The organism is Microbacterium aurantiacum, assembly GCF_031625015.1.
Taxonomy (GTDB): domain Bacteria; phylum Actinomycetota; class Actinomycetes; order Actinomycetales; family Microbacteriaceae; genus Microbacterium; species Microbacterium aurantiacum.
Genome location: NZ_JAHWXH010000001.1, coordinates 1,995,488 through 2,021,922 on the forward strand (window position 1 = coordinate 1,995,488; position 26,435 = coordinate 2,021,922).

At 70.6% G+C, this 26,435-nt stretch carries 25 protein-coding genes; 15 read left to right on the forward strand and 10 right to left on the reverse strand.

All coding sequences use genetic code 11. The features are described 5' to 3' along the window. Position 1 precedes the first annotated feature (1 nt). The 4 genes from KZC50_RS09400 (at position 2) to groL (ending at position 2,941) form a co-directional block, all read left to right on the forward strand. Complete coding sequence (locus tag KZC50_RS09400) at positions 2–247, forward strand: DUF3263 domain-containing protein (RefSeq protein ID WP_053547916.1); 246 nt, start codon at positions 2–4, stop codon at positions 245–247. Positions 248–292: 45 nt separating this feature from the next. Continuing rightward, positions 293–868 (forward strand): LytR C-terminal domain-containing protein, encoded by a 576-nt coding sequence (locus tag KZC50_RS09405; RefSeq protein WP_310891474.1) that lies wholly within the window; start codon positions 293–295, stop codon positions 866–868. 128 nt (positions 869–996) lie between these two features. Next, positions 997–1,200 (forward strand): cold-shock protein, encoded by a 204-nt coding sequence (locus KZC50_RS09410; RefSeq protein ID WP_053547918.1) that lies wholly within the window; start codon positions 997–999, stop codon positions 1,198–1,200. 121 nt (positions 1,201–1,321) lie between these two features. Further along, positions 1,322–2,941, forward strand: a complete 1,620-nt coding sequence (gene groL / locus KZC50_RS09415) for a chaperonin GroEL (RefSeq protein WP_301135010.1) — start codon at positions 1,322–1,324, stop codon at positions 2,939–2,941. 69 nt (positions 2,942–3,010) lie between these two features. On the opposite strand, the gene KZC50_RS09420 is transcribed toward groL, so the two are convergent. Further along, the gene (locus tag KZC50_RS09420) at positions 3,011–3,298 is read right to left on the reverse strand and encodes a WXG100 family type VII secretion target (protein ID WP_053547920.1); all 288 of its coding nucleotides are present in this window, start codon (positions 3,296–3,298) and stop codon (positions 3,011–3,013) included. A 158-nt stretch (positions 3,299–3,456) separates the two neighbouring features. Between KZC50_RS09420 and KZC50_RS09425 the strand changes: the two genes are divergently transcribed. After that, positions 3,457–4,125 (forward strand): DUF2461 domain-containing protein, encoded by a 669-nt coding sequence (locus KZC50_RS09425; protein WP_310891475.1) that lies wholly within the window; start codon positions 3,457–3,459, stop codon positions 4,123–4,125. Positions 4,126–4,128: 3 nt separating this feature from the next. Here the strand turns inward: KZC50_RS09425 and KZC50_RS09430 are convergent, their stop codons facing one another. From KZC50_RS09430 to KZC50_RS09465, 8 genes are all read right to left on the reverse strand, one after another. Next, positions 4,129–4,671: a DUF1697 domain-containing protein gene (locus tag KZC50_RS09430; RefSeq protein WP_310891476.1), complete on the reverse strand. Its 543-nt coding sequence runs from the start codon at positions 4,669–4,671 to the stop codon at positions 4,129–4,131. Then, a complete protein-coding gene (locus tag KZC50_RS09435; protein ID WP_310891477.1) occupies positions 4,671–5,642 on the reverse strand; it encodes a bile acid:sodium symporter family protein in 972 nt (323 codons plus the stop codon). Before KZC50_RS09435 ends, KZC50_RS09430 begins: the two co-directional genes overlap by 1 nt. Then, entirely contained in the window at positions 5,639–7,369 is a 1,731-nt protein-coding gene (locus tag KZC50_RS09440; RefSeq protein WP_310891478.1) for an AMP-binding protein, read from the reverse strand. The genes KZC50_RS09435 and KZC50_RS09440 overlap by 4 nt, the downstream gene beginning before the upstream one ends. Positions 7,370–7,447: 78 nt before the next feature. Next, the gene (locus KZC50_RS09445; protein WP_375294593.1) at positions 7,448–9,064 is read right to left on the reverse strand and encodes a sensor histidine kinase; all 1,617 of its coding nucleotides are present in this window, start codon (positions 9,062–9,064) and stop codon (positions 7,448–7,450) included. Positions 9,065–9,227: 163 nt separating this feature from the next. Next, complete coding sequence (locus tag KZC50_RS09450) at positions 9,228–9,920, reverse strand: response regulator transcription factor (RefSeq protein WP_053547923.1); 693 nt, start codon at positions 9,918–9,920, stop codon at positions 9,228–9,230. Positions 9,921–10,050: 130 nt separating this feature from the next. Beyond that, positions 10,051–11,712, reverse strand: a complete 1,662-nt coding sequence (locus KZC50_RS09455; RefSeq protein ID WP_053547924.1) for a DNA repair helicase XPB — start codon at positions 11,710–11,712, stop codon at positions 10,051–10,053. A gap of 40 nt (positions 11,713–11,752) precedes the next feature. After that, the gene (locus KZC50_RS09460) at positions 11,753–13,486 is read right to left on the reverse strand and encodes a helicase-associated domain-containing protein (RefSeq protein ID WP_310891480.1); all 1,734 of its coding nucleotides are present in this window, start codon (positions 13,484–13,486) and stop codon (positions 11,753–11,755) included. Then, the gene (locus tag KZC50_RS09465; protein ID WP_053547926.1) at positions 13,487–13,753 is read right to left on the reverse strand and encodes a hypothetical protein; all 267 of its coding nucleotides are present in this window, start codon (positions 13,751–13,753) and stop codon (positions 13,487–13,489) included. Positions 13,754–13,896: 143 nt separating this feature from the next. Here KZC50_RS09465 and KZC50_RS09470 point away from each other — a divergent pair, with 143 nt between their 5' ends. Together KZC50_RS09470 and KZC50_RS09475 are read left to right on the forward strand one after the other, a co-directional pair. Beyond that, complete coding sequence (locus KZC50_RS09470) at positions 13,897–14,280, forward strand: cold-shock protein (RefSeq protein WP_301134998.1); 384 nt, start codon at positions 13,897–13,899, stop codon at positions 14,278–14,280. Then, entirely contained in the window at positions 14,264–14,890 is a 627-nt protein-coding gene (locus KZC50_RS09475; RefSeq protein ID WP_310891481.1) for a DUF3027 domain-containing protein, read from the forward strand. Before KZC50_RS09470 ends, KZC50_RS09475 begins: the two co-directional genes overlap by 17 nt. Before the next feature lie 39 nt (positions 14,891–14,929). On the opposite strand, the gene serC is transcribed toward KZC50_RS09475, so the two are convergent. Continuing rightward, the gene (gene serC / locus KZC50_RS09480) at positions 14,930–16,042 is read right to left on the reverse strand and encodes a phosphoserine transaminase (RefSeq protein WP_301134995.1); all 1,113 of its coding nucleotides are present in this window, start codon (positions 16,040–16,042) and stop codon (positions 14,930–14,932) included. A gap of 62 nt (positions 16,043–16,104) precedes the next feature. On the opposite strand from serC, the gene KZC50_RS09485 reads away from it, so the two are divergent. The 8 genes from KZC50_RS09485 (at position 16,105) to KZC50_RS09520 (ending at position 26,427) form a co-directional block, all read left to right on the forward strand. Next, complete coding sequence (locus KZC50_RS09485; protein WP_310891482.1) at positions 16,105–16,806, forward strand: iron-dependent transcriptional repressor DtxR; 702 nt, start codon at positions 16,105–16,107, stop codon at positions 16,804–16,806. A gap of 242 nt (positions 16,807–17,048) precedes the next feature. Further along, positions 17,049–18,011 carry a M23 family metallopeptidase gene (locus KZC50_RS09490; RefSeq protein ID WP_236967630.1) on the forward strand — a complete coding sequence of 321 codons (963 nt, stop codon included), beginning with the start codon at positions 17,049–17,051 and terminating at the stop codon, positions 18,009–18,011. Positions 18,012–18,336: 325 nt separating this feature from the next. Continuing rightward, positions 18,337–18,834 carry an HNH endonuclease gene (locus KZC50_RS09495; RefSeq protein WP_310891483.1) on the forward strand — a complete coding sequence of 166 codons (498 nt, stop codon included), beginning with the start codon at positions 18,337–18,339 and terminating at the stop codon, positions 18,832–18,834. A gap of 425 nt (positions 18,835–19,259) precedes the next feature. Next, positions 19,260–20,039 (forward strand): DnaE2-dependent mutagenesis accessory factor ImuA', encoded by a 780-nt coding sequence (imuA', locus tag KZC50_RS09500; protein WP_310891484.1) that lies wholly within the window; start codon positions 19,260–19,262, stop codon positions 20,037–20,039. Further along, a complete protein-coding gene (locus KZC50_RS09505; protein ID WP_310891485.1) occupies positions 20,039–21,628 on the forward strand; it encodes a DNA polymerase Y family protein in 1,590 nt (529 codons plus the stop codon). Before imuA' ends, KZC50_RS09505 begins: the two co-directional genes overlap by 1 nt. Beyond that, positions 21,628–25,080, forward strand: a complete 3,453-nt coding sequence (locus KZC50_RS09510; RefSeq protein WP_310891486.1) for an error-prone DNA polymerase — start codon at positions 21,628–21,630, stop codon at positions 25,078–25,080. Before KZC50_RS09505 ends, KZC50_RS09510 begins: the two co-directional genes overlap by 1 nt. A 52-nt stretch (positions 25,081–25,132) precedes the next feature. Then, positions 25,133–25,621 carry a hypothetical protein gene (locus tag KZC50_RS09515; RefSeq protein ID WP_053547936.1) on the forward strand — a complete coding sequence of 163 codons (489 nt, stop codon included), beginning with the start codon at positions 25,133–25,135 and terminating at the stop codon, positions 25,619–25,621. Beyond that, positions 25,618–26,427: an alpha/beta hydrolase gene (locus KZC50_RS09520; protein WP_310891487.1), complete on the forward strand. Its 810-nt coding sequence runs from the start codon at positions 25,618–25,620 to the stop codon at positions 26,425–26,427. The genes KZC50_RS09515 and KZC50_RS09520 overlap by 4 nt, the downstream gene beginning before the upstream one ends. Positions 26,428–26,435 lie beyond the last annotated feature (8 nt).

The following is a 26,435-nucleotide window of genomic DNA, read 5'->3' on the forward strand; positions in this document are numbered from 1 at the left end:
GGTGCCCCTCACCGACACCGACCGCGCCCTGCTCGATTTCGAGTCGCAGTGGCAGCGGCACGGCGGCGCCAAGGAGGAGGCGATCCGCGCGGAGCTCGCCCTGACGCCGGCGCGGTACTACCAGCTCCTCGGTCGCCTCATCGACACGGCGGAGGCGCAGGCCTACGACCCGATGCTCGTCAAGCGCTTGCGTCGCCTCCGCGAGGAGCGGCTGCGCGATCGCGCGGCGCGGGTCCGCCTCGGCTGAACCGGCGCTTCGGGCCTCACGGACCCGGGCCGGTAGCATCGTCTGGTGCCGAAGAACCGATACCCGAAGGATCGCTTCGACGACGTCCCCTCCGCTGGGCGCGTCGGCGCGCACCGCGCTGAGAACCCGCGCATGCGCGCCGGCGCCGTTCTGCTCTGGTCGGCGGTCGCGACGATCATCCTGATCGTCCTCGGCATCTTCGGAAGCCTCCTGCTCTCCGGTCGCATCGAGCTGTTCCCCGCCGAGGCGGAACCGGTGCCGACGGCGACCACCCCCGCGGTGGAGCCCGTCGTCGACACGGCCTACCAGGTGCTGATCCTCAACGCGACGGATGCCGCGGGCCTGGCGACGCAGACGAAGGATGCCGTCGTCGCGGCCGGATGGGCGGCGGACGACGTGCTCGCGAGCGAGGCCGGGTCGACCGACTTCCCCGAGACCACCGTCTACTACGTGGCGCCGGAGGACGAGGCCGCGGCGGCGGGTCTCGCGGACGTCATCGGCGGCGCGCGCACCGAGCAGAGCGACGCGTATCCGTCGGCGGATCCGGAGCGTTCGCAGCTCACGATCGTCCTGGGCGTGGATCGCACCGGTGGCGGGGAACCGGCTCCCGACGCCCCCTGAGCGCGCCCGGTGTTTCAGCCCGGTAAACACTTCGGTTCCGCCGTGTCAACAAGTGCCCTCCGGCCCCGTTTCGCGCCCCTCGGCATGCATACGATGACGCTGTCCCACCAGCAGCAGGAGAGATCAGCATGACCCAGGGCACCGTCAAATGGTTCAACGCCGAGAAGGGCTTCGGCTTCATCACGGTCACGGACGGACAGGACGTCTTCGTCCACTACTCCAACATCGACATGACCGGCTTCCGGGTCTTGGAGGAGGGGCAGACCGTCGAGTTCACGGTCGGTTCCGGCCAGAAGGGCCCGCAGGCGGAGTCGGTACGCGTCGTCGCCTGACCGCGCCCGCTGCTCGGGCCGGTGGCTTGCACTCGTGGGGGTCGAGTGCCAGAATGATTTAGCACTCCGCTTCGTTGAGTGCTAAATCCGTAAGCCACCGTCCTGGGAGGACGAAACCCACATGGCAAAGATCATCGCTTTCGATGAGGAGGCCCGTCGTGGCCTCGAGCGCGGCCTGAACATCCTGGCCGACGCGGTCAAGGTCACCCTGGGCCCCCGCGGCCGCAACGTCGTTCTCGAGAAGAAGTGGGGCGCCCCCACGATCACGAACGACGGCGTCTCGATCGCCAAGGAGATCGAGCTGGACGACCCGTTCGAGAAGATCGGCGCGGAGCTCGTCAAGGAGGTCGCCAAGAAGACCGACGACGTCGCCGGTGACGGAACCACCACCGCGACCGTCCTCGCTCAGGCGCTCGTGCGCGAGGGTCTGCGCAACGTCGCGGCCGGCGCCGACCCCATCAGCCTCAAGCGCGGCATCGAGAAGGCCGTCCAGGCCATCACCGCCGAGCTGCTCAACGGCGCCAAGGAGGTCGAGTCGAAGGAGCAGATCGCCGCGACCGCGTCGATCTCCGCCGCTGACCCCGAGATCGGCCAGCTCATCGCCGAGGCGATCGACAAGGTCGGCAAGGAGGGTGTGGTCACCGTCGAGGAGTCCAACACCTTCGGCACCGAGCTCGAGCTCACCGAGGGCATGCGCTTCGACAAGGGCTACCTGAACCCCTACTTCGTCACCGATCCCGAGCGTCAGGAAGCGGTCTTCGAGGACCCCTACATCCTGATCGCGAACCAGAAGATCTCGAACATCAAGGACCTTCTGCCCATCGTCGACAAGGTGATCCAGGACGGCAAGGAGCTCCTGATCATCGCCGAGGACGTCGAGGGCGAGGCGCTGGCGACCCTGGTGCTCAACAAGATCCGCGGCATCTTCAAGTCGGCCGCCGTCAAGGCCCCCGGCTTCGGCGACCGTCGCAAGGCGCAGCTGCAGGACATCGCGATCCTCACCGGCGGCCAGGTCATCACCGAAGAGGTGGGCCTCAAGCTCGAGAACGCGACGCTGGACCTCCTCGGTCGTGCCCGCAAGGTCATCATCACCAAGGACGAGACGACCATCATCGAGGGCTCCGGCGACGCCGGCCAGATCGAGGGACGTGTCACCCAGATCCGTCGTGAGATCGACAACACCGACAGCGACTACGACCGCGAGAAGCTCCAGGAGCGTCTCGCGAAGCTCGCCGGTGGCGTTGCCGTCATCAAGGCGGGTGCGGCGACCGAGGTCGAGCTCAAGGAGCGCAAGCACCGCATCGAGGACGCCGTCCGCAACGCGAAGGCGGCCGTCGAGGAGGGCATCGTCCCCGGTGGTGGCGTCGCGCTCATCCAGTCGGGCAAGAAGGCGCTGGACAGCCTCGAGCTGACCGGTGATGAGGCGACCGGTGCGAACATCGTCCGCGTGGCCATCGAGGCCCCGCTCAAGCAGATCGCGCTGAACGCCGGTCTCGAGCCCGGTGTCGTCGCCAACAAGGTCGCCGACCTTCCCGCCGGCCACGGCCTGAACGCCGCCTCGGGCGAGTACGGTGACCTGTTCGCACAGGGCATCATCGACCCGGCCAAGGTCACCCGCTCGGCGCTGCAGAACGCCGCGTCGATCGCCGGCCTGTTCCTCACCACCGAGGCCGTCGTCGCCGACAAGCCGGAGAAGGTCGCCGCTCCCGCGGGCGACCCGACCGGTGGGATGGATTTCTGATCCCGAGGATCGGATAGCAGTTCCTGTAAGACAGAAGCGCCCCTCCTTCGGGAGGGGCGCTTCTGCGTGTCAGCGGAAGAGTCCCGCCGTCGCCATCTCGGTCTCGGCGTACTGGCGACCGGCGGCGCCGAGGGCCGCGCTGATGCCCGCGAGGGCCTCCTCGACGTGGCGCTGGGTGACCCGCCACTGCTCGGCGGCGCCGTGGAAGGCGACGGCGGCGGAGCCGGTCCACGTGGACTGCAGGTTCGTGAGCTGCGCCATCATCGCGGTCGACTCCGCCTGGAGGCGTTCGATCGTTCCGCGCACGGCGGCGGACTGGGCGATGACGGCGTCGCTGTCAACGGCGAAGACGGCCATGGAATTCTCCTTCTGTCGTGGGAAGAGCCCTCAGGCTAGGTCCGACGCCCCGGCCCCCGGTGGCGCATCCCGGCGTCTGTGCAGAGGGCCGCGGCATCCGTCATCTGGGGAGAAGGGGCGCGGGTCCGCTCCCGGCGCCGGCGGATACGATCGGCGGCATGGCCTTCGACGGACTGGACCCCGACGCCCCGCGCTTCTATGAGGAGCTCGCCGCAGACAACACCCGCGAATGGTGGATCGCGAACAAAGCGCGCTACGACGCCGTCGTCCGCGGTCCGTTCGAAGCCCTCGCCGCCGAGCTCGAGCCGGAGTTCGGGCAGCTGAAGATCTTCCGGCCGAACCGCGACGTCCGCTTCAGCGCCGACAAATCGCCGTACAAGCTCCACATCGGCATGGTCTCGCTCGCGCCGGTCGCGTTCTACCTGCAGCTCTCGGCGACGGGGATGCTCGTGGGCGGCGGCGCGTACGACGTCCCGCCCGCGGCGCTCGCGCGGTTCCGCGAGCTCGTCGACGACGACCGGCGCGGACCGGAGGTGGAGGGCCTCCTCTCGGCGCTCGCCGAGGACGACCTCGTGCCGATGAGCGAGGACGCCGTCCGCACCGCTCCTCGGGGATATCCGATCGATCATCCCCGGATCGGTCTGCTGCGGCTGAAGCACCTCGCCGTCGGCCGCACCGAGCCGCTCGCGGACTGGATGTGGGCCCCGGAGGTGTTCGACATCGTCAGCGACGCGTGGCGAGGGGTGGGGATGTGGAACGGCTGGCTCGCCGAGAACCTCGGGGACCTTCTGATCCGTCCCGATCGCGAGCGCCCCGGTCAGCGCTGACGATCAGTCGCCGTCGAGGAGGGCCAGGAGCCGCGTCGTGGTGTTCCAGTTCCGGATCGTGAGGCGCTTGTAGATCGGCATCCCGATGATCCGCGTCAGCCGCGAGGACCCCGCGCGGGCTGCCACGCGGCTGAAGTAGAGCACCCCGGGTCCGCTCGCCACGCGATCGACGTCCGGATCCAGCTCCGGGAGCGCCGCGAGGAGGTCCGGTGTCGCTGCGGGTTCCTTCAGGAACAGCACGTCGCTCCGCAGGTCCGGGTCGCCGTGCCCGGGCGGGGCGGCATCGATGACGGCGGCGAGGTCGTCGCGGGAGCGGACGACGGTCATGATCGCGGTGCCGAAACGCTCCTCCAGAACCCGCTCGACATCCGCTTCGAGCGCGGGGCCGGCGACGGCATCCGTGGTGAAGAGCACGTTCCCGCTCTGGATGTACGTGCGCACGTCCGCGTAGCCCGCGTCGCGGAACGCGGACTGCAGTTCCGGCATCCGGATCAGGTTCCTGCCGCCGACGTTGATGCCCCGCAGCAGCACGACCGCGCCGGCCATCAGAGGAGGTTCGGGATCTTCTGCTCCTCGGCGAGGTTCGCCCGACGGAACCACAGGGTGACGAACGTCGACACGATCACGATGAACAGCGAGTACAGCGCCGGCACGATGAGGATCAAGCCGATGTCGGGGCTGTTCGCGAACGTCAGCAGCACGATCGCGATGGCCAGCGGCCCGTTCTGGATGCCGGTCTCCAGGCCGATCGTGCGGGCGTTGCTGGGGTGCAGGCGGATCGCGCGCGCGAGGCCGTAGGCGATCGCGATGCCGAAGAGCCCCAGGCCGATCGCCACGACGTAGGTCTGCCAGGGCGTGGCGGTGAGGAGCGACCAGTTGCGCGGCACCCACGTGGCCATGAGGAACACGATGAAGAACAGCCCGAAGAAGCCGCCGAGGAGTTCGAGCACCGCGCCGATGTTCGCGCTGAACCGGCGCACGAGCATGCCCGCCACGACCGGGATCAGAAGCGTCGCGAGTGTCACGACGATGTTCGTGATCGGGATCTGGAGGTCGGCGCTCTCGGTGAAGATGAACGAGCCGTAGAGGGCGAGCATCAGCGGGGTGAGGATCAGTGCCCACAGCGTCGAGTTCGTCGTCATGATCACGCTCAGGGCGAGGTTGCCCTTGGAGAAGTAGGTGAAGATGTTCGACGTCGTCCCCGCCGGCACGCACCCCATGAGGAGGGCGCCGATCGCCACCGGCACGGCGTACTCGCGGGGGAGCTGGAAGAGCACCGTGATCACGAGGATGTACGACAGCAGCGGCATGATGCCGAACTGCGTCACGAGGCCGATGATCAGTCCGTACGGGCGACGGAGGGCGAGCTTGAAGTCGCGCGGAGTGAGGCCGGCGCCCAGACCGAACATGATCACGAAGACGAGGCCGACCAGCAGCACCTGCTCGAACGGGGTGACGACGTCCTGTTCGTTCACGGCGGGGGGCGTCGTGGAGGCCAGGATCAGCAGCGCGTTCACGACCGGTCCTCCGGCTGGGAGCGGATGGTGGCGGTGACGGAGTCGCGGAGCTCTCGGCGGAGGATCTTCCCGATGGGGCTCTTGGGGAGCTCGTCGACGAAACGCACCGACTTCGGCACCTTGTAGCCCGCGAGCGTCTGCCGACAGTGCGCGATGACCTCGGCATCCGTCGGCGGGGGATTCTCGGCGACGATGTAAGCGCGGACCGCTTCGCCGGTGGTGTCGTCGAGGATGCCGACGACACCGACCTCGGTGACACCCGGCATCGCGGCGATGCACTCCTCGATCTCGTTCGGGTAGACGTTGAAGCCGCTGACGAGGATCATGTCCTTCTTGCGGTCGACGATGGTGAAGTAGCCCTCGTCGTCCATCTGGGCGATGTCGCCCGTGCGGAGCCATCCGTCGGTGAGGGTCGCGGCCGTCTCGTCGGGTTTCCGCCAGTAGCCGAGCATGATCTGCGGGCCTCGCGCGAGCAGCTCGCCGGGTGTGCCGACGGCCGTCTCGACGCCGTTCTCGTCGACGCAGCGGACGTCCGTGGAGGGGACCGGGATGCCGATCGAGCCGTCTTTGCCCTGCCCGCCCAGCGGGTTGAACGTCAGGACGGGCGAGGACTCGGTGAGGCCGTAGCCCTCGACGATCGGGGTGCCCGTCGCCTCCCGCCAGCGGACGGCCACCGATTCGTGCAGGGCCATCCCTCCGGCGGCCGAGGCGCGCAGGTGACGGGGCGGGCTGTCGACGAACCAGCGCTCGTTGAGCAGGGCGTTGAAGAGCGTGTTCACGCCGGTCAGCCACGTGATCTTGTAGTTCTCGAACGCCCGTTTGAGGTTGCTGGGCGGTCGCGGCGAGGGGACGAGGATGTTCCGTGCGCCGAGGTGGTAGAAGCCGAGGAGGTTCACCGTGAAGGCGAACACGTGGTAGAGCGGAAGGGCGGTGAGGACCACCTCGACGCCGGCGCGCATGTGCGTGCCGCACATCGTCACCATCTGCCGCGTGTTGGCGACGAGGTTGCCGTGCGAGAGCATCGCTCCCTTGGCGACCCCCGTCGTCCCGCCGGTGTACTGGAGCGCCGCGAGGGAGTCTGGGCCGACGCCGGTGAGGTAGTCCCCGGCTGCGGTGTCGCTCTTGCGCTTCCGGCCTTCGGCGAGGGCGGCCTGGAGCCCCGTGTGCGGGACGGTGATCGGTGGGAGCGAGCGGTTCCAGACCTTCTGCACCATGCGGATGACCCCCGCGATGATCGGGGGGAAGAACTCCGCGATCTTCACGGTCACGACCGTCGTGATGTCGGTGGCCGGGAGGACCTCGGGGAGGCGATCGGCGAACATGTCGATCACGACGAGGGCCTTCGCGCCCGAGTCGGCGAACTGCTTCGACATCTCGGATGCCGTGTAGAGCGGGTTGGTGTTCACCAGGACGCACCCGGCCTTGAACACCCCGAACGCCACGACCGGATAGCTGAGGCAGTTCGGCATCTGGACGGCGACCCGGTCGCCCTGGGCGAGGCCGACCACCTCGCGGAGGTACGCGGCGAAGTCGTCGGAGAGGGTGTCGACCTGGGCGTAGCTGAGGGAGCCGTTCATGCCGTTGGGCATGCACTGGGTGAACGCGGTGGTCGTGGCGTATTCGGAGGCGGCGTGTCGGATCATCGCCGGGATGTTGTCGAACCCGAGGGCGCCGAGATCGGCCGCGACGCCCTCCGGATAGTGCTCGAGCCAGGGTCGTGAGGTCATCTCTGATCCTTCGGGCGGAGGACGACGGTCGACCTTCGTCGACCACACACCGACGCTGGTGTGTGGGGATCAGCTTAGTCAGACGCCTGCGGCCCGGGGAGGAGTCGTTTCCGGCAGCGGGTCGATCGGCTGGGTGTCGCGGTCGAGCTGTTCGGCGGCATCCCGCGTCTGCGAGAGCGGGAACCCGACGCGGAACGTCGCTCCGCCCCCGGGCGTGTCGCGGACGTCGACGGAACCGTGGAACGCCTCCACGATCGAGGCGACGATCGACAGACCCAGGCCGCTCCCACCGGTCTCGCGGGTGCGGGAGGTGTCGGCGCGCCAGAAGCGCTGGAAGATCTTGTCCTTGATCTGATCCGGGACGCCCTCGCCGTGGTCGATGATCTCGATCCAGCCGAGATCCCGCTCCGCATCCACGCCGAGGCGGAGCTCGATCGGGGAGGTCTCGGGGGTGAAGCGGCGGGCGTTTCCGAGGAGGTTCGTCACGACCTGACGGATCTTGTTCTCGTCGCCCCGGACGACCGGGGCGATCCCGGCCGGCGGGGCCTGGGTGAGCTCTTCCGCGGGGGAGACGGATGCTGCGGCCGAGGGCTTCGGCCGGCGGCGCAGACGCGCCAGGGCGCCCGTGCGGGCCGGGGTCTCGGCGCCGCGCTTCCCGGTGTCGGCGTCCAGCACGGGACGGGTGATGGGCGCGGTCGGCGGCGCCTCCACCGTGGTGTCCAGCACCGCGATCGGTCGCGAAGGGGCGGCGGCACGGACGTCGAGCGCGGCGTCCCGGGCGATGGGGCGGAGGTCCACGTCGGCGATGACGACGTCGCGGCGTTCGTCCAGGCGCGCGAGGGCGAGGAGATCTTCGACGAGGAGTCCCATGCGGATCGCCTCCTTCTCGATCCGCTCCATCGACTGGGCGATCTCCTCGTCGCCGCGGATGGCGCCCATGCGGTAGAGCTCGGCGTACCCGCGGACGGTCACGAGCGGCGTGCGCAGTTCGTGGCTGGCGTCGCCGATGAACCGGCGCATCTGCTGCACCGTCGAGTCGCGTTGGGCCAGAGCGCCGTCCACGCGGCTGAGCATCGCGTTCAGAGCCGCCTTCAGGCGTCCGACCTCGGTCGTGCGCGGTTCGACGTCGGTCATGCGGAGGCTGAGGTCGCCCGCCGCGATCGCGTCGGCGGTCGCCTCGACCTGCCCGAGGCTGCGGAACGTGAGCGTCACGAGGGCCCGGGTGAGGACCGCCCCGCCGATGATGATGAGGAAGGCGAGGATGCTGTAGATGGCCAGGTAGTTGGCAACGACCGCGTTGGTCGGCGCGAGGGGCTGCACGACCATCTGCGTGTAGCTGTCGCGCACACCGCTGATCTCGATGAAGCCGACTCCGGCGAGGTAGGAAGGACCGCCGTCGGTGTTCTTCAGCGTGAACGGCTCGGAGAGGTTCCGGTAGGTGTCGTCGAGGGTGAACTCGCTCGGGAAGTCCGGCTCGACGAGTCCGCCGCCGCCGGCGGTGGACTGCAGCACGCCGTCGGCGTCGTAGATCGCCACGAAGTAGGTCGTCGCCGCCGGGGTCGCGGCGCGTCGCGTGAACGTCGGGACGCCGTCCTCCACCGTGATCTGGAACAGCGGGCTGGTGACGTCGGTGGCCGCCAGCTGTGTCAGCTGGGTCTTCACGCTCGTGACGAGGCTCTCCCGGAGGAAGGCCATCGTGCCGATCCCGGCGGCGAAGAGGCCGACCACGAGCAGGGCGACCGTGACGCCGGTGACCTTCGCGCGCAGGCTCGTGCCGCGCCACCAGCGGGTGACGGCATCCGGGTGGCTGGACAGGAGGTTCCTTCGAGGTGGTGCGGGCGGCGGGCGCGACGGCGGATCAGGCCGTCTTGCCGGCCTTCAGCATGTAGCCGAAGCCGCGCTTGGTCTGGATGAGCGGCTCTGAGGAGTGCGGATCGATCTTGCGACGCAGGTAGGAGATGTAGCTCTCCACGATGCCGGCGTCGCCGTTGAAGTCGTACTCCCACACGTGGTCGAGGATCTGCGCCTTGCTCAGCACGCGGTTGGGGTTGAGCATGAGGTAGCGCAGCAGCTTGAACTCGGTGGGGCTGAGGTCGATGCTCACCTCGCCCACCTGCACGTCGTGGGTGTCCTGATCCATCGTGAGCTCGCCCGCGCGGATGACCGACTCCTCGTCGGCCTGCATCGTGCGGCGGAGGATCGCCTGGATGCGCGCGACGATCTCGTCGAGGCTGAAGGGCTTGGTGACGTAGTCGTCGCCGCCGGCGTTGAGCCCGGTGATCTTGTCCTCGGTTTCGTCCTTGGCGGTGAGGAACAGGATCGGAGCGGTGTATCCGGCGCCGCGGAGGCGCTTGGTCACACTGAACCCGTTCATGTCGGGGAGCATGACGTCCAGCACGATGAGGTCGGGTTCCTCCTCGAGGACGGCCGAGATCGTCTGGGCGCCGTTGCTGACGGCCCTGACCTGGTACCCCGCGAAGCGGAGGCTCTGGATGAGCAGGTCGCGGATGTTCGGCTCGTCGTCCACAACGAGGATGCGCGGTGCGGTCATACGGCCCATTATTGTCAGGCTTTCGCCGCGGCGCCTGGATATCGGCCGGTACGGCGCCTCGCGCATAGCGAACACCGACGATCCGTTCAGGTCCGCCGCGGCATCCGTGGCGTGAGAGGGGAGGCCGGAGTCAGGCCGCGCTGAGGGTCTCGGCGTCGATGATCGTGTAGGCGTAGCCCTGCTCGGCGAGGAAGCGCTGGCGGTTCTGCGCGTAGTCCTGATCGACCGTGTCGCGGGCGATCAGCGTGTAGAAGCTCGCCGTGTGACCGGACTGCTTGGGGCGAAGGAGCCGCCCTAGCCGCTGGGCCTCCTCCTGGCGCGACCCGAACGACCCCGACACCTGGATGGCGACGGATGCCTCGGGGAGGTCGATCGAGAAGTTGGCGACCTTGCTCACCACGAGCACCGTGATCTCGCCCTCGCGGAACGCCTGGTACAGCTCGGAGCGTTCGTCGACGGGGGTCTGTCCGGTGATCTTCGGTGCGTTCAGCGCCTCGGCGAGGACGTCGATCTGATCGAGGTACTGGCCGATGATGAGGATGCGCTCGCCGGCGTGACGGTCGACGAGGCTGCGCACCACGTCGATCTTCGCGGGAGCGGTCGCGGCGAGACGGTAGCGCTCCTCGTCGGCGGATGCGGCGTACTCGAGCCGGTCATCGACGGGGAGGTCCACGCGCACCTCGTAACAGACGGCGGGGGAGATGAAGCCCTGCGCCTCGATCTCCTTCCACGGGGCGTCGAAGCGCTTGGGGCCGATGAGGCTGAACACGTCGCCCTCGCGGCCGTCCTCGCGCACGAGCGTCGCGGTGAGGCCGAGGCGCCGACGCGCCTGGAGGTCGGCGGTGAGCTTGAACACCGGCGCGGGGAGGAGGTGGACCTCGTCGTAGACGATGAGCCCCCAGTCCAGCGCGTCGAGGAGCGCGAGGTGGGCGTACTCGCCCTTCCGCTTCGCCGTGAGGATCTGGTAGGTCGCGATGGTGACCGGCTTGATCTCCTTCGACGCCCCGGAGTACTCGCCGATCTCCTCGGGGGTGAGGCTCGTGCGCTTGAGGAGCTCGTCGCGCCACTGCCGGGCGCTGACGGTGTTGGTGACGAGGATGAGGGTCGTCGTCTTCGTCTCGGCCATGGCTCCCGCGCCCACGAGGGTCTTCCCGGCGCCGCAGGGGAGGACCACGACGCCCGACCCGCCCTCGCGGAAGGTGTCGACGGCGTGCCGCTGGTACGGCCGCAGCTCCCATCCGGTCTCGGCGAGGTCGATGGGGTGCGGGGTGCCCGGGGTGTAGCCGGCGAGGTCTTCGGCGGGCCAGCCGATCTTCAGCAGCTCCTGCTTGATCTGCCCGCGCGCCCACGCGTCCACGAGGAACGAGTCCGGGGTCGGGTGGCCGATCAGCAGCGGCTGGATGCGCTTGTTCTTCGACACTTCGGCGAGCACCGCGGCATCCGTCGAGCGGAGGACGAGGTCGCCGCCCGAGCCGTCGTCTTCCACGGGGGTGCGCTCGATGACGAGTCGGCCGTAGCGGCCGACGGTCTCGCGGATGTCGATCGACACCGACGGCGGAACGGGGAAGCGCGAGAACCGGTCGAGGGTGGCGAGCATGTCGTCGGCCTCGTGGCCGGCCGCGCGGGCGTTCCACAGGCCCAGGCGCGTGATGCGGTAGGTGTGGATGTGCTCGGGGGCGCGCTCGAGCTCGGCGAAGATCGCCAGTTCGTGCCGTGCCGTCTCGGCGTCGGGGTGCGCCACTTCCAGCAGCACGGTGCGATCGCTCTGCACGATGAGGGGTCCGTCAGCCATAACGTGCCAGTCTACCGGCGGTGGGACGGGTGGATGCCGGTCAGCGGCGGCCGGAGGGCACGGCGTCGGTGGGGACGGCGGCGACGATGCTGGAGATCGGGAGTGTCCGCTCGATGTCGGCGGCGCGGTCGAGGCCGCGGAGGCGCCCCCCGCCGAGACCGGAGGCTTCGAGCGTGAAGGTGCGTTCGCTGGCGTCGGGGAGGCGGACGGTGACCAGCAGCGTCGCCTTGGCACGCACCGCCTGGTCGAGTTCGCGCTCGAGCCACGCCCCTTCGCCCGTGTCGGAATGGCGGGCGCGCAGGGTCGCGATGAGCGGCGCATAGGCGGTGTGCGGTGCGACGGTCACCGCCGAGCGGACGGGAGCGGTGCGGCGGTGGAGCGACTCGGGGGAACCCTGCGCGTCGATCGCGACGACCGGGTACCGTGCGTCCGCCAGAGCCCAGAACACCACGCTCCGCTCGGCGCGGGAGCGCAGGGCGCCGCCGTCGGCCACGAGCCCGAGGGGGCGCAGGGCCTGATCGATCGCGATCGCGTCGACGAGCGCCGGGTCGACGCTCTCGACCCGGGTGAGGCCGGCGGCATCCGTCGACACGCGCACGAGTCCGTGCCGATCGGCGGTGGACTGCACCAGGTAGTCCAGCGGCTGCGGGATGCCGGTGAGCGACACCTCGGCGAGGAAGGCGTGGATCGACTCCGCGGTCTCGCCCTCGGTGAGACCGGCGGCGATGCTCTCGGGGGTGAAGCGGTAGGTCGAGGCCTGAGCGCGCGATTCGCGGATGGCGATCCGGCGCAGGCGCATGTCGAGCGCGGGGGCCAGCGGACCGGGGGCGATCGCGGTGAGGTCGGCCTGGAGATAGAGGCGGTCGATCTCGGCCGGCAGGTGCGGCGCGATCGTGTCGGTGGGGATGTCGCCGCCGGCGAGGATCGTCGGGGTCCACTCCGGCATGCCGCCGTCGAGGGAGAGGAGCCCCCAGCGGATGGCGATCCGGCGGCTCTGCTCGGCGCGCGCCGGCCAGTCCCGATCGAGCGGGTAGGCCCCCGCCCAGTGCGCGGGAGGGAGGATGTCGCCGCCCGCGGAGGCGAGCCCGGCGGGCAGCCGGTCGCGCCAGCCCTCGACGACCGTCGTCCAGCGGGCGAGGGTCGGGACTTCGAGCCAGCGCTCGCCCGCGCCGGTGATGGTGAACTCACGCCCGTCGGTGGCGACGAGATCGGCGTGCTCGGCGGCGGCGAGCAGATCGTCGAGCTCCTCGGCGGAATCGACGATGTCGGCCTCGAGCAGTCTCCGTCGATCCAGCGCGCTGACGGGACCTGCGCCCGTGCGCGAGATCGGGGCGCGGCGCGCGGTGACGAGGATCTCGGCGAGGGCGCCGGCGGCGGTGAAGGCGCGTTCGGCGGCCTCGGCCTCGCCGACGCCGGCGACGGGGGCGGCATCCGGAAGCGGGGTGAAGGCCTCCGGCGTCGCCTCTGCCAGGACGGACACGCGGGCGGCGACGGTCGGGAACACGGTGCCGGTGTCGCTGCGGAGGGCGAGCGTGTCGGACACGGCGGGTGCCTCGGGGGCGCCTGCGGGATCGGCGAGGGCCTGGAGGGCGGCGCGCGGCAGCTTCGTCAGCGCACGATCGATCGAGATCGGATCGAGCAGCCCGTCGGCGGCGTCGAAGAAGTCGCGCCAGCCGGCGGCGGGGGAGACGCCGCGTGCGGCGAAGATGACGGCGAGATCGTCGTCACTGCGGGCGGCCAGCCACGTTGCCAGGGCCCGTTCGTCGGAGGCCACTCAGTCGCCCTTGTTGGCCCGGGCTCTCCGCACGAAACTCATGATGAGCACGGCGAGAAGGAGGAGGAAGGCGATCGGCAAGCCGAACAGCGGAACGAAGGCGACGGCCGGCCAGACGCCGGACTGCATGTCGGCGCCGGAGGACGAGCCGATCATGATCGCGAAGAAGCACACGACCGACAGGATCAGGAGTCCCAGCGACATGAACGACAGGAGTCGGTCGATCGGACGGATCGGGACATCGTTCCCGGGTGCGCGCGTGCTCATCGGTTTCACCCTACTCCTGTGGACGCGCGGTCCTGTCGCGCGGCGGGTGGTGCCGTAGGCTGAAGGGTGGGGTCTGCCGACCCCGCTTTCACCGTGTTCTCTTCGTGCCCGTCGATCGGGCACACCGATCCAGCGAGGTCTCGATGCCCACCGGCAAGGTCAGGTTCTACGACGACGAGAAGGGGTTCGGCTTCATCACCACCGATGACGGCCAGGACGTCTTCCTGCACGCCTCGGCCCTTCCCGCCGGTTCCCCGTCACCGAAGCAGGGCACCCGCCTGGAGTTCGGCGTCGCCGACGGCAAGCGCGGACTGCAGGCACTGTCGGTGCGCGTGCTCGAGGCGCCGGTCAGCCTGTCGAAGCGATCGCGCAAGCCCGCGGACGACATGGCGGTCATCGTCGAAGACCTCGTGAAGCTGCTCGACGGCATCGGCGGTGACCTCCGTCGCGGCCGCTACCCCAGTGGTGCCCACGCCAAGAAGATCGCCGCGGTGCTGCGTAAGGTCGCCGATGACTTCGACGCCTGAGATCCCGTTCGACCCGTCGCTCCTGGACGCCCGGGAGCTGGCGCTGTCGGCGCTGGCCGAGATCACGCCGGAGTCGACGATCGGCGAAGCCGCAGGGTACCGCGCCGAGGGCGACGGTGTCGTCTCGCTCCGCTTCGAGAACCGCCTCGCCGGGTACCCCGGTTGGTTCTGGACGGTCACCATCGCCCGGGTCGAGGATGCCGAGCCCACCGTGCTCGAGGTGGAGCTCCTCCCCGGCGACGGCGCGCTCCTCGCGCCGGAGTGGGTGCCGTGGGCCGAGCGTCTGGCGGAGTACCAGGCCGCGCAGGAAGCGGCGGCGCAGGCCGCGGCCGAGGCCGGTGATGATGGTTCGGACGACGACGAGTCGGACGACGACGACGATCTCGACGACGTCGACGATCTCGATGCGGCCGATTTCGACGAAGACGGCTCGCGGATCCTCCATGCGGGGGACGTCGACGGCGTCGACATCGACGAACTCGCCGATGACGATTCTGATGACGACGACGAGGACGACGAAGACGACTCGGACGACGACTCGGACGACGAAGGCGACTCGGACGACGACGACGACTCGGACGACGACGACTCGGACGACGACGAGGACTGACCCCGCCCGTCCGCCGGGTCGGGGCTCAGCCCCGCCCGGTCAGAGGCGCTCGATGGTGTAGTCGATGCAGCGGATGAGCTGACGGACGTCCTCGGGCTCGATCGAGACGAACGTCGCCACGCGCAGCTGGTTGCGACCGAGCTTCCGGTAGGGCTCGGTGTCGACGATGCCGTTCTGGCGGAGGCTCGAGGCGATCGCCGCGGCGTCCACGGTCGGGTCGAAGTCGATGGTGACGACCACGGGCGAACGGTCCGCGGCATCCGTCACGAAGGGGGTCGCAACCGACGAGGCCTCGGCCCACTCGTAGAGAGCCGACGACGACTCGCGGGTGCGCGCGTCGGCCCATTGCAGGCCCCCGTTGTCGAGGATCCACGAGACCTGCTGCTCCAGGAGGAACAGCGTGGTCAGCGCCGGGGTGTTCAGCGTCTGGTTCAGACGCGAGTTGTCCAGGGCGTTCTTCAGGCTCAGGAACTCGGGGATGTAACGGCCGGATGCCGCGATCCGCTCGATCCGCTCGATGGCGGCGGGCGAGACCACCGCCATCCACAGGCCGCCGTCGGAGCCGAGGTTCTTCTGGGGGGCGAAGTAGTAGACGTCCGCCTCGTGCATCGATAGGTCGATGCCGCCCGCGGCGCTCGTCGCGTCGATCACGGTGAGCGCTCCGGTGTCGCCGTGCACGCGCTGCACCGGGGCGCTGACGCCGGTGGAGGTCTCGTTGTGCGGCCACGCGTAGACGTCGACGCCCTCGACGGCCTCGGGGAGGATGCGGGTGCCCGCGTCGGCCTTGCGGACGTCGGGCGCCTCGAGCCACGGGGTCTTCGCCGCGGCGGCGAACTTGCCGCCGAACTCGCCGAAGACGAGGTTCTGGCTGCGCTTCTCGATCAGGCCGAAGGCGGCAGCATCCCAGAACGCGGTGGACCCGCCGTTGCCGAGGATGACCTCGTACCCCTCTGGGGCGCGGAAGAGTTCGCGGAGCCCCGAGCGCACGCGCCCGACGAGGTCCTTCACGGGGGCCTGACGGTGCGAGGTTCCGAGCAGAGCGGCGCCGGGACCGACGAGGGCCTCCAGCTGCGCGCCGCGCACCTTGGCCGGACCGCATCCGAAGCGGCCGTCGGTGGGCAGGATCTCACGGGGGAGCACGACGTGGGGCATGGGTCGATTCTAGGGTGGATAGGCTGTCCTCACCGGCTCGGACGGCGGAGGATGCCCCACATATGACCGATCTCATCGACACCACCGAGATGTACCTGCGCACCATCCTCGAACTCGAAGAGGAGAACATCGTGCCGCTGCGGGCGCGGATCTCCGAGCGCCTCGGGCACTCCGGTCCCACGGTGTCGCAGACCATCGGACGCATGGAGCGCGACGGCCTGGTGGTCGTCACCGACACCCGGAGTCTCGAGCTCACCGACGCCGGCCGTCAGAAGGCCGTCGACGTGATGCGCAAGCACCGTCTCGCCGAGCGCCTCCTCTCGGACGTGATCGGGCTGGACTGGGCGTTCGTGCACGAAGAGGCCTGCCGCTGGGAGCACGTCATGAGCGAGCAGGTCGAGCGTCGGCTCGTGGAGCTCCTCGGGCACCCGACCGAGTCGCCCTACGGAAACCCCATCCCGGGCCTCGACCAGCTGGGCGACCTTCCGGCCAAGACCTTCGAGCAGGGTGTCGTCGGCCTCGTCAAGCGCATGAACGAGGCGGGGGCGCCGATCACCGGCACCGTCCGCCGTCTCGCCGAGCCCGCGCAGGTCGATCCGGAGCTCCTCCAGCAGTTGAAGGGCGCCGGCGTCATGCCCGGCGCGCACGGGTCCTTCCGCTTCAACGAGGGGTATGTGCTGGTCGAGATGGACGGGGTCGACGAGGGCTTGGAGCTGCCCGTCGAGGTCGCTTCGCACATCTTCCTCGTCGCCGAGCCCGCCTGATCTACGACCGAGACGGCGCGGTGTCCCGTCCCTGGGAATCGTCTCGGTCCACCGTCTGAGCGTGACTTATTCGTTACCTTCGGGTAGCCTCGGACCGTCCCCAGGCGACTAGCCCGCCGTAGGACTCCTCGGAAATTGCCTCCCTGGCTCGTCGTTTCCGAGGCCCCCGACCCGCACACTGTGCCCCGAACACCGAGTGCCGACGAGCCAGCGCCCCCGGCGCAGAGGCGCCGGAGGAACTATTGGCTGAAGAGAATTCCTCGCCCGAGGGCGAGAACCCGACCGAGGCGACGCCTCCCACCCGTCGTTCCCGCAGGAGCGAGACTCCTGCCGCCCGTCGCACCGCCGCCGTCGCACAGCGGAAGTCCGCCGTCGCCGAGCGCAAGGCCGCTGTCGCCGCCCGCAAGGCCGCCGCCACCGCGCCCGTCCGTACGACCCCCAAGGCCCCGAGCCGCGTGACCAAGCCGCTGCGCTCGATGGTGATCCTCAGCATGGTGGGCGGCCTCGTCGCCACCGCCGCGATCCCCGCCTTCGCCGCCATGCCGCAGAGCGAGGAGGCGATCACGCAGCACCAGATCGCCGCCGACAACGCCCAGTCGCTGCTCGTCGCCTCCGACGCCAGCGCATCGCAGATCCAGCGCGAGAGCTATTCCGCCACCACGCAGGAGGAGATCGACGAGAAGAAGGCGAAGGAAGCGGCTGAAGCCGCCGCCGTCGCCCGCGCCGAAGCCGCCGCCGCTGCGGCCGCCGCCGCGGCATCCTCGTCGTCGTCCTCCGTGCCGATGAACATCAGCCTCACCTCGCCCGGCACCGGCGAGGTCCGCTGGCCGCTCCTGACCTTCACCAAGGGCCGCGGACTCGGCGACTCCGGCTACCACCAGGGCGTCGACCTCCTCGCTGACGGCGGGACCCCCATCTACGCGGCCGCCGCGGGCGTCGTCCGCGTCTCGAGCGAGAGCCACTACGGCTACGGCGTCGCCGTCACCATCGACCACGTCGTGGGCGGACAGCAGGTCAACACCGTCTACGGCCACATGACCTACGGCAGCCGTCAGGTCCAGGCCGGCCAGTACGTCGAGGCCGGTCAGCTGATCGGGCTCGTCGGCAGCACCGGACGCTCCACCGCCAACCACCTCCACTTCGAGGTGCACATCAACGGGTCGGTCGTCGACCCGTGGGCGTGGCTGCAGGTCAACGCCGGCTGACGGCATCCGTCATCGTCCGACGTTCGTCGACACGCCACGACGCGTTCACCGGCCTCCGCGCCGGCGCGTCGTGGCGTGGGTTACCCTGAAACCCGACGCTCCACGAAGCGGAGGGAAAAGCCGATGGACCGCACACCACGCATCCGCACCATGGATGCGCTCGGACGCCACGTCCTCCGGCATTGCATGAACGGATTCCGCGGCACTGCCGTGGCGCCAAGGCGCTGTCTCTGAGACAGCGCCTTTTTTCATGCCCGTGCGCATCGGGAAACGTCGACAGGTCGAATCACCGGGAAGCCGTCCCGGACGTTCGAGAGGATGACGAATGCGCACACTGGTGCTGAACGCCGGATACGAGCCGCTCGCCGTGGTGTCGTTCAAGAGAGCCCTCGTGCTCGTGATGAACGACAAGGCCACCGTGGTCGAACGCCTGGAGGGTGAACCGGTGTGGGCCGCATCCGGCTCGTGGGAACGCCCGGCGGTGATCATCCTGACCCGGTACGTGCGCGTTCCGGGCAGCACCCACGTGCCCGTCACGCGCCGCGGCGTGCTGCGCCGTGACGCCCAGCGCTGCGGGTACTGCGAGAAGAGCGCCACGACGATCGACCACATCCTGCCGCGCTCACGCGGGGGAGCGGACTCGTGGGAGAACCTCGTCGCCTGCTGCCTGCGCTGCAACAACGTCAAGGGCGACCGGACGCCGCAGGAGATGGGGTGGGAACTGCGGGTCGTGCCGCGCCCGCCGCGCGGACCCCAGTGGATGGTGCGCGGCACCGACCGCTCGGACCCGCGCTGGGAGCCGTACCTGGCCCTCGCCGCCTGAGCTTGGGGCGCGCGTCGGGGGCGGCCGCGTCCGGCCGCGATCCGTGTGCTGACGCGGCGCTCGTGTGGCGCTCGTGGCCGCATCGCACGCAGGGAGGCGGCCACTTCTGCCACCTGAGGGTCGGCGGTGGCGGATGCCGCGGGGGTGGCGTCGCGGGGTGCGCGTTCGTGTGGCGCTTGTGGCCCCCTCGCGCGCGCGGAGGCGGCCACGAACGCCACCTGAAGAAGTCCGTGACGGATGCGGCGTCCGCGGCGGCGATGCTGTGCGCGTTCGGGTGTCGATCGCGGTCGCCTCGCGCGCGTGGAGGCGGCCACTTCTGCCACCTGAAGGGTGCCGACGAGCGCGCGGGGCGGCGATGTCGGAGGGCAGAGATACGTTCGAGATCGACGTAGAGATAGGTAGAACATGCGTTCTACACTGGAGGAATGAGGGCGATCGTGCAGGCTACCGCGATGTCGTCCCGCGACGCCGGCGCCGGTGCGCGGGCGGACGTGGCGGCGCTGCGCGCGCAGATGGAGCGGATGCAGGGGCGCCGCCTCGACGTTCCCGTGCTGCCGGTGCATCCCGCGCTCGCCTCGCTCCTTCCCGGGGGTGGGCTCCGCCCGGGCGCGGCGTATTCGCTCCCGCGATCGATGTCGCTGCTGATGGCGCTGCTGGCCACTCTGTCGAGTTCGGGATCGTGGTGCGCGGCGGTCGGGATGCCGCGCTTCGGCGCCGAGGCCGCCGAGGCTCTCGGGGTCGATCTGTCGAAACTCGTGCTGATTCCCGAGCCCGGTCCGCGGTGGCTCGCGGTCACCGCGACGATCGCCGATGTGCTTCCCGTGGTGGCGGTGCGGCCGGCGGGACGCGTGCCCGACGGCGAGATTTCGCGCCTGGCCGGGCGGCTGCGCGAGCGCGGCGCGGTGTTGCTGGTCCAGGGGCCCTGGCCGCAGGCGGAGGCGTCGATCGAGATCGACCAGCCCGACTGGGAGGGACTCGGCCGCGGTCACGGCTACCTCTCCCGCCGCGAGGTGACGCTGCGCTCATCGAGCAGGCGGTGGCCGAATCAGCGCCGCGCGCGGGTGCTCCTGCCCAACCCGCAGGGCGGGATCTCGTCGGCGCCCGAGCCGCTGGCGGCGCTCGAACCGCAGCGCGAGGGCGCGGCATCCGTTCGCGGTGGTGACAGGGGAAGCACCGCTGCGCCCCCGATGCGGGCGGTCGGCTGATGACCGCGCGGGCGCCCGAGCGCAGCATGGTGCTGTGGTTTCCGGACTGGCCGGTCACCGCGCTCCTCCGCGACGGCGAGGGGATGCCGCCGGGAGCGGAGGGACGGCCGATCGCCGTCGTCGAACACAACGCCGTCGTGGCCTGCTCGGCCGACGCCCGCGCCGACGGTGTGCGGCGGGGACAGCGCCGACGCGACGCGCAGTCGCGGTGTCCGGGGCTCGTGATCGTCCCCGCCGACGCGATCCGCGACCACCGCGCGTTCTCGCCGGTCGTCGCGGCCGTCGAGGAGCACGCGCCCGGCGTGCAGGTGCTCCGGGCGGGGCTGTGCGCGCTGCGGGCGAAAGGACCGGCGCGGTACTACGGCGGCGAGGGGGAGGCGGCGCGCGTGCTGCTCGCCGCCCTCGCCGAGCTCGGCCTCACCGACGTGCGCGCGGGGATCGCCGACGGGCCCTTCACCGCCGAGCAGGCCGCGCGCGCGGCGACCACCCGCGCCGAGCCGGTCTTCTCGGTCCCCGCAGGCGGCGCGGCGGGCTTCCTCGCGCCGCTGTCGGTGTCGGTGCTCGCCGACGCGACGCCGGGCGAACCCGCCCGCGCCGCCGACGACCTGCCCGGACTCCTCGCGCGGCTCGGGGTGCAGACCCTGGGCGGGTTCGCGGCGATGACCCCCGACCGGGTGCGCGAGCGGTTCGGCGAGCGCGGCATCCGCCTCCACGCCCTGTCGGCGGGGTGGGATTCGCGGCCGGTCGAGCCCCGTACGCCGCCGCCGGAGCTGCACCGCGAGGTCGCGTTCGAGCCGCCGCTCGAGATCGCCGACCAGGTCGCGTTCGGCATGCGCGTGGCGGCGGAGGAGTTCACCACGCGCCTCGGGGCGATCGACCTGGTGTGCACCGAGCTGCGGGTCGAGCTCTTCGGCGACCGCGGCGAGCACAGTCATCGCGTGTGGCTGCATCCGCGCTCCTTCGACGCCGCCGCGATCGTCGACCGGGTGCGCTGGCAGCTCGCCGAAGATCAGGAGGGGCTCCGCAGCGGGGTGACGCGCGTGCGGATCGAACCGGCGGCGGTGGATGCGGCATCCCACCACGCCCCGGCCCTCTTCGGCGGCGGGCCGGAGGAGCGGGTGCACCACGCGCTCTCGCGCGTGCAGGCGATGCTCGGGCATCGCGGCGTGCTCACCCCCGAGATCGGCGGCGGGCGCTGGCTCGCCGAGCGGCAGGTGCTCGTGCCGTGGGGCGACCGGGTCGGGGCGCAGGCGGCCGTGCGCGCGCGCCCGTGGCCGGGGAGTCTTCCCGAACCGCATCCGGCGACGGTGTTCCTCGAGCCGGTGCCCGCCGACGTGCGCGCACTCGGCGGCGAGGTGATCGACGTCGACGAGCGGGGGAGCGTCTCGGCGGTGCCGGCCTTCCTCGCCGAGAGCGGGCGGAGCCGCGAGATCACCGCGTGGGCGGGGCCGTGGCCCGTCGTCGAACGCGGGTGGGATGCCGCCCGCGCGCGCCGCGCGCACCGCTTCCAGGTCGTCGACGCCGAGGGGGCGGCGTGGCTGCTGGTGTGCGAGGGCGAGAGCTGGTGGGTCGAGGGGGCGTACGACTGATGGGCTTCAACAACCCCGGCGTCCCGTGGTCCGAGATGGAGCGGGTGCTGAGCGGTCGGCGACGTCCCGGCACGCGGCCGCCCGGCGCCGACGGGGGCGACAGCCCCGCGTGGTCGCACAAGCGCGATTCGTACGTCGCGCAGGGCATCGAGCGACCGGCCGAGACCATCCCGTACGCCGAGTTGCACGCGCACTCGTCGTTCTCGTTCCTCGACGGCGCCTCCTCGCCCGAGGAGCTCGCCGAGGAGGCCGAGCGCCTGGGGCTCCACGCGCTCGCCGTCACCGACCACGACGGCTTCTACGGCATCGTCCGCTTCGCCGAGGCCGCCGAGACCCTGCAGCTGAAGACGGTGTTCGGATCCGAGCTGTCGCTCGGCTTCCCCGGCCCTCAGAACGGGCAGCCCGACCCGACCGGGCAGCACCTCCTCGTCCTCGCCCGCGGGGAGGAGGGTTACCACCGGCTGGCGTCGGCGATCACCCATGCGCAGCTGCGCGGCGGCGAGAAGGGGCGCCCGCAGTACGACCTCGACGAGCTGTCCGCGCTCTGCCGGGAGGGCGACGGGGCGCACTTCGCCGTCCTCACCGGATGCCGGAAGGGCACCGTCCGCCACGCGCTCGCCGAGGAGGGCCCGGCCGGCGCCGCCCGCGCCCTCGACGACCTCGTCGCCCTGTTCGGGGCCGACAGCGTCCACGTCGAACTCATCGATCACGGGAACCCCCGCGACTCCCGCGACAACGACGTGCTCGCCGGACTCGCGCGCGAGCGCGGGCTGCCGCTGCTGGCGACCAACAACGTCCACTACGCGGTGCCGCAGCGTCAGCTCCTCGCCGCCGCCGTCGCCGCGGTCCGCGCCAACCGGGGGCTCGACGAGATCGACGGGTGGCTCCCCGCCCACGCCGGCGCGCACCTGCGGTCGGGGCTGGAGATGAGCGAGCGCTTCGTCCGGTACCCCGACGCCGTCGCCCGCACGGTCACCCTCGCCGACGAGCTGGCGTTCCCGCTCCGTCGCGCGAAGCCCGCGCTGCCGAAGCTCCCCGTCCCCGAGGGGCACACGCCGATGTCGTGGCTCCGGCACCTCGTCTGGGAGGCGGTGCCGCGGAAGTACCCCGACCTTCCCGCCGAGGATGCCGCCCGCATCGACCGCGAGCTCGCCGTGATCGAGACGAAGGACTTCCCCGGCTACTTCCTGATCGTCTACGGCATCGTGCAGGAGGCCCGGCGCCGCGGCATCCTGTGCCAGGGGAGGGGATCGGCGGCCAACAGTGCCGTCTGCTACCTGCTCGACATCACCGCTGTCGACGCGATCGCCTACCGACTGCCGTTTGAGCGGTTCCTCTCGAGCCTCCGCGACGAGGAGCCCGACATCGACGTCGACTTCGACTCGGACCGGCGCGAGGAGATCATCCAGTGGGTCTATGCCACCTACGGGCGCGACCGCGCGGCGCAGGTGGCGAACGTCATCCAGTACCGGCCGAAGAACGCCGTGCGCGACATGGCGAAGGCGCTCGGGCACTCGCCGGGGCAGCAGGATGCCTGGTCGAAGCAGGTCGAGCGGTGGGGCGCGTCGCTTGAGTCGACGCAGGGGCACGACATCCCGGATCAGGTCATCGAGTTCGCCGGTGAGCTGCTGAAGGCGCCGCGGCACATGGGGATCCACTCCGGCGGCATGGTGCTCACCGATCGGCCCGTCGGGGAGGTCGTGCCGATCGAGCACGCCCGCATGGAGAACCGCACGGTGATCCAGTGGGACAAGGACGACGCCGCGTGGATGGGACTGGTGAAGTTCGATCTTCTCGGGCTCGGGATGCTCGCGGCGCTGCAGTACTGCTTCGACATGATCCGCGAGTCGACGGGGGAGGTGTGGGAGCTGTCGACGCTGCCGAAGGAGGAGGCGGCGGTGTACGACATGCTGTGCCGTGCCGATTCCATCGGGGTGTTCCAGGTCGAGTCGCGCGCGCAGATGGGACTGCTGCCGCGCCTGCAGCCGCGGCAGTTCTACGACCTCGTCATCGAGATCGCGCTGATCCGCCCGGGGCCCATCCAGGGTGGCGCGGTGCACCCGTTCGTGCGGCGGAAGCTCGGGATGGAAGAGGTGACCTATCCGCACGAGAAGCTGAAGCCGGTGCTCGAGCGCACCCTCGGCATCCCGGTGTTCCAGGAGCAGCTGATGCAGATGGGCATGGCCGTCGGCGGGCTCAGCGGAGAGGATGCCGATCTGCTCCGCCGCGCGATGGGGTCCAAGCGCGGGGTGGAGCGCATCGAGTCGCTCAAGACGAAGCTGTACGAGGGGATGGCGGCGCACAACCTCGTGGGTGATGCGGCGGATGAGATCTACACGAAGATCCAGGCGTTCGCGAACTTCGGGTTCGCCGAATCGCACTCGCTGTCGTTCGGGCTGCTGGTGTACGCGTCGTCGTGGATCAAGCTGCACTACCCGGCGGCGTTCCTCGCCGGGCTCCTGCGCGCCCAGCCGATGGGGTTCTACTCGCCGGCGTCCCTCGTCGCCGATGCCCGCCGCCACGGGGTGGAGGTGCGCCGCCCCGACCTCCACGCGTCCCGGGTGACCGCGGTGCTCGAGCCCGTCGTCGACCCGCCGGCCGTCGCGGTCGCGATGGCGCCCTCGGCGCCCGCCCCGCCCGTCGCCCCGACCGGCCGAGACTCCTGCACCCACCGCCTGCAGCCGCCGGTGGAGATGTTCGATCCGACCGCGCCGGTCGAGGACGAGGCGCACCGGCGCGACGGCAACCTCGCCGTGCGCCTGGGCCTGGCAGGAGTGAAGGGCATCGGTGCCGCCGTCGCCGAGCGGATCGTCGCCGCGCGTGACGCGGAGGGTCCGTTCCGCGATCTCCGCGACGTCGTCCGCCGCACCGGGATCACCGCCGCCCAGGTCGAGGCGCTCGCCACCGCGGGCGCGTTCGAGTGCCTCGGCGTCACCCGGCGCGAGGCGATCTGGATGGCGGGCTCGGCCGCGCAGGACCGCGCCGAATACCTCCCCGATTCGATGGTGTCGGTGCAGCCGCCGCTGTTCGCCGACCAGTCGAGCTACGACATCCTCGCCGCCGACCTGTGGGCGACCGGCATCTCCACCGACGACCATCCGCTCGCGCACTACCGGTCGGCGCTGGATGCCCGCGGGGTGCTCACCTCCCGCGAGATGCGCACCCACGAGACCGGGCGCCGGGTCGAGGTCGCGGGGCTCGTCACGCACCGGCAGCGTCCGGCGACGGCATCCGGTGTCACCTTCCTGAATCTCGAGGACGAGCACGGCGTGGTCAACGTCATCTGCTCGGTCGGGGTCTGGAACCGGCACCGCCGCGTCGCCCGCGATGCACCCGCGCTGATCGTCCGGGGGATACTCGAGCGCTCGCCGGAGGGCGTGACGAACCTCCTCGCCGACCGGTTCGAAGACCTGCGGGTGGGGGTGGTGCACGCCTCGCGCGACTTCCGGTGAGGCTTCGCGCGGTCTCGGCCACAATGGTGTCGAGAGACGCGGGAGGCACATCATGATCGGATACGCCGTGGTGGTGATCGCGCAGACCATCGTTCTGCCGATCGTGTCGGGTGCGGTGGAGCTGGCCGTCGCCGGCGGCGACCCCCTGCTGGTGTTCGCGAAATGGTGGGTGTTCTGGGGTGTCGGCACCCGACTGCTGCTCGCGGGACTCACCCAGGTCTCGGGCAAGGGGGCGACGACCCGAATCCTCGGCGGGACCACCCCGTCGGTCCAGGAGACGCAGCTCACCCGCGAACTCGGGGTCGCCAACATCGCGATGGGGACGGCCGGGCTCCTCGCGCTCGTGCCCGGGTGGGCGCTGCCCGTCGGCATCGCGGGCGCGCTCTTCCTCCTCTTCGCCGGTCTCATGCACGTGACGAAGACGGGGAAGAACCCTCAGGAGCAGGTGGCGACATGGACCGACCTCATTGTCGGGGTCGCCGTGCTCGTGCCCGCGGTCATCGTCCTCATCCGAATTCTTGCCGGGGGTGCGACCTCGTGAGCGCGTCACCGACCGACCCTCGCATCGCCCCGCTCTCCGTCGACATCGATGGCACGACTCTGCGCGGCAGCGTCTTCCGGGCGGATGCCGCACACGCGGGCCCCCGCCCCGTCGCCGTCTTCTTCCACGGGTTCGGCGGAACCCGCGTCGAGGCCTCTCGCATGTTCGTCACGCAGGCGCGGCGGCTCACCGCCGCGGGCATCACCGTCGTCACCTACGACCGCGCGGGGCACGGGGAGAGCGACGGGGAGTTCTTCGACACCACCGCCTCGGGCGACATCCGCACCGCCCATCGGGTGCTCGAGGTCGTCCGCGCCCTCCCCGGCGTCGACGGCAATGACCTGCACCTCCTCGGCATGAGTCTCGGCGCCGTCATCGCGTCGGTCGTCGCGGCCGAGCAGCAGTCGATCCGCCCCGTCCGGTCGCTGACGATGTGGTCGACGGCGGCGGTGTTCGTGGACGAGATCCGCTCCGGCCACCTCCAGGGAATGCCGCTCGACACCCTCGACACGGTCGGCTGGTTCGACTTCCACGGCATGCGGCTGGGACCCGCGATGCGCGCCGACGCGGTCGCGTTCGACCCGTACGGCCGGGCCGCGTCCTACGACGGCCCGGTGCTCCTCCTCCACGGCACCGAGGATTTCGTGCCGCACGCGTACGCCGAGCGCTACGCCGATCCCGCGGTGTTCGGCGACCGTGCCGAGGTCGTCGTCGTCGAGGGCGCCGACCACGGCTGGGAGCAGCTGCCGCAGCGCGACGAGCTCCACGACCGCACCACGGCGTTCATCACCGCCCACGCGGGGTGACCGGCGAG

Bases quoted from the DNA above. Each gene is read 5' to 3' on its own strand.
- KZC50_RS09470 (WP_301134998.1), top strand. From the start codon at position 13,897: ATGCCCACCGGCAAGGTCAGGTTCTACGACGACGAGAAGGGGTTCGGC.
- KZC50_RS09510 (WP_310891486.1), top strand. From the start codon at position 21,628: ATGGGCTTCAACAACCCCGGCGTCCCGTGGTCCGAGATGGAGCGGGTG.
- KZC50_RS09515 (WP_053547936.1), top strand. From the start codon at position 25,133: ATGATCGGATACGCCGTGGTGGTGATCGCGCAGACCATCGTTCTGCCG.
- KZC50_RS09450 (WP_053547923.1), bottom strand. From the start codon at position 9,920: ATGACCGCACCGCGCATCCTCGTTGTGGACGACGAGCCGAACATCCGC.
- KZC50_RS09455 (WP_053547924.1), bottom strand. From the start codon at position 11,712: ATGGCTGACGGACCCCTCATCGTGCAGAGCGATCGCACCGTGCTGCTG.
- KZC50_RS09420 (WP_053547920.1), bottom strand. From the start codon at position 3,298: ATGGCCGTCTTCGCCGTTGACAGCGACGCCGTCATCGCCCAGTCCGCC.
- serC (WP_301134995.1), bottom strand. From the start codon at position 16,042: ATGCCCCACGTCGTGCTCCCCCGTGAGATCCTGCCCACCGACGGCCGC.
- KZC50_RS09495 (WP_310891483.1), top strand. From the start codon at position 18,337: ATGCGCACACTGGTGCTGAACGCCGGATACGAGCCGCTCGCCGTGGTG.
- KZC50_RS09475 (WP_310891481.1), top strand. From the start codon at position 14,264: ATGACTTCGACGCCTGAGATCCCGTTCGACCCGTCGCTCCTGGACGCC.
- KZC50_RS09465 (WP_053547926.1), bottom strand. From the start codon at position 13,753: ATGAGCACGCGCGCACCCGGGAACGATGTCCCGATCCGTCCGATCGAC.
- KZC50_RS09505 (WP_310891485.1), top strand. From the start codon at position 20,039: ATGACCGCGCGGGCGCCCGAGCGCAGCATGGTGCTGTGGTTTCCGGAC.
- KZC50_RS09410 (WP_053547918.1), top strand. From the start codon at position 997: ATGACCCAGGGCACCGTCAAATGGTTCAACGCCGAGAAGGGCTTCGGC.
- groL (WP_301135010.1), top strand. From the start codon at position 1,322: ATGGCAAAGATCATCGCTTTCGATGAGGAGGCCCGTCGTGGCCTCGAG.
- KZC50_RS09440 (WP_310891478.1), bottom strand. From the start codon at position 7,369: ATGACCTCACGACCCTGGCTCGAGCACTATCCGGAGGGCGTCGCGGCC.
- KZC50_RS09430 (WP_310891476.1), bottom strand. From the start codon at position 4,671: ATGGCCGGCGCGGTCGTGCTGCTGCGGGGCATCAACGTCGGCGGCAGG.
- imuA' (WP_310891484.1), top strand. From the start codon at position 19,260: ATGAGGGCGATCGTGCAGGCTACCGCGATGTCGTCCCGCGACGCCGGC.
- KZC50_RS09425 (WP_310891475.1), top strand. From the start codon at position 3,457: ATGGCCTTCGACGGACTGGACCCCGACGCCCCGCGCTTCTATGAGGAG.
- KZC50_RS09445 (WP_375294593.1), bottom strand. From the start codon at position 9,064: ATGGCCTTCCTCCGGGAGAGCCTCGTCACGAGCGTGAAGACCCAGCTG.
- KZC50_RS09485 (WP_310891482.1), top strand. From the start codon at position 16,105: ATGACCGATCTCATCGACACCACCGAGATGTACCTGCGCACCATCCTC.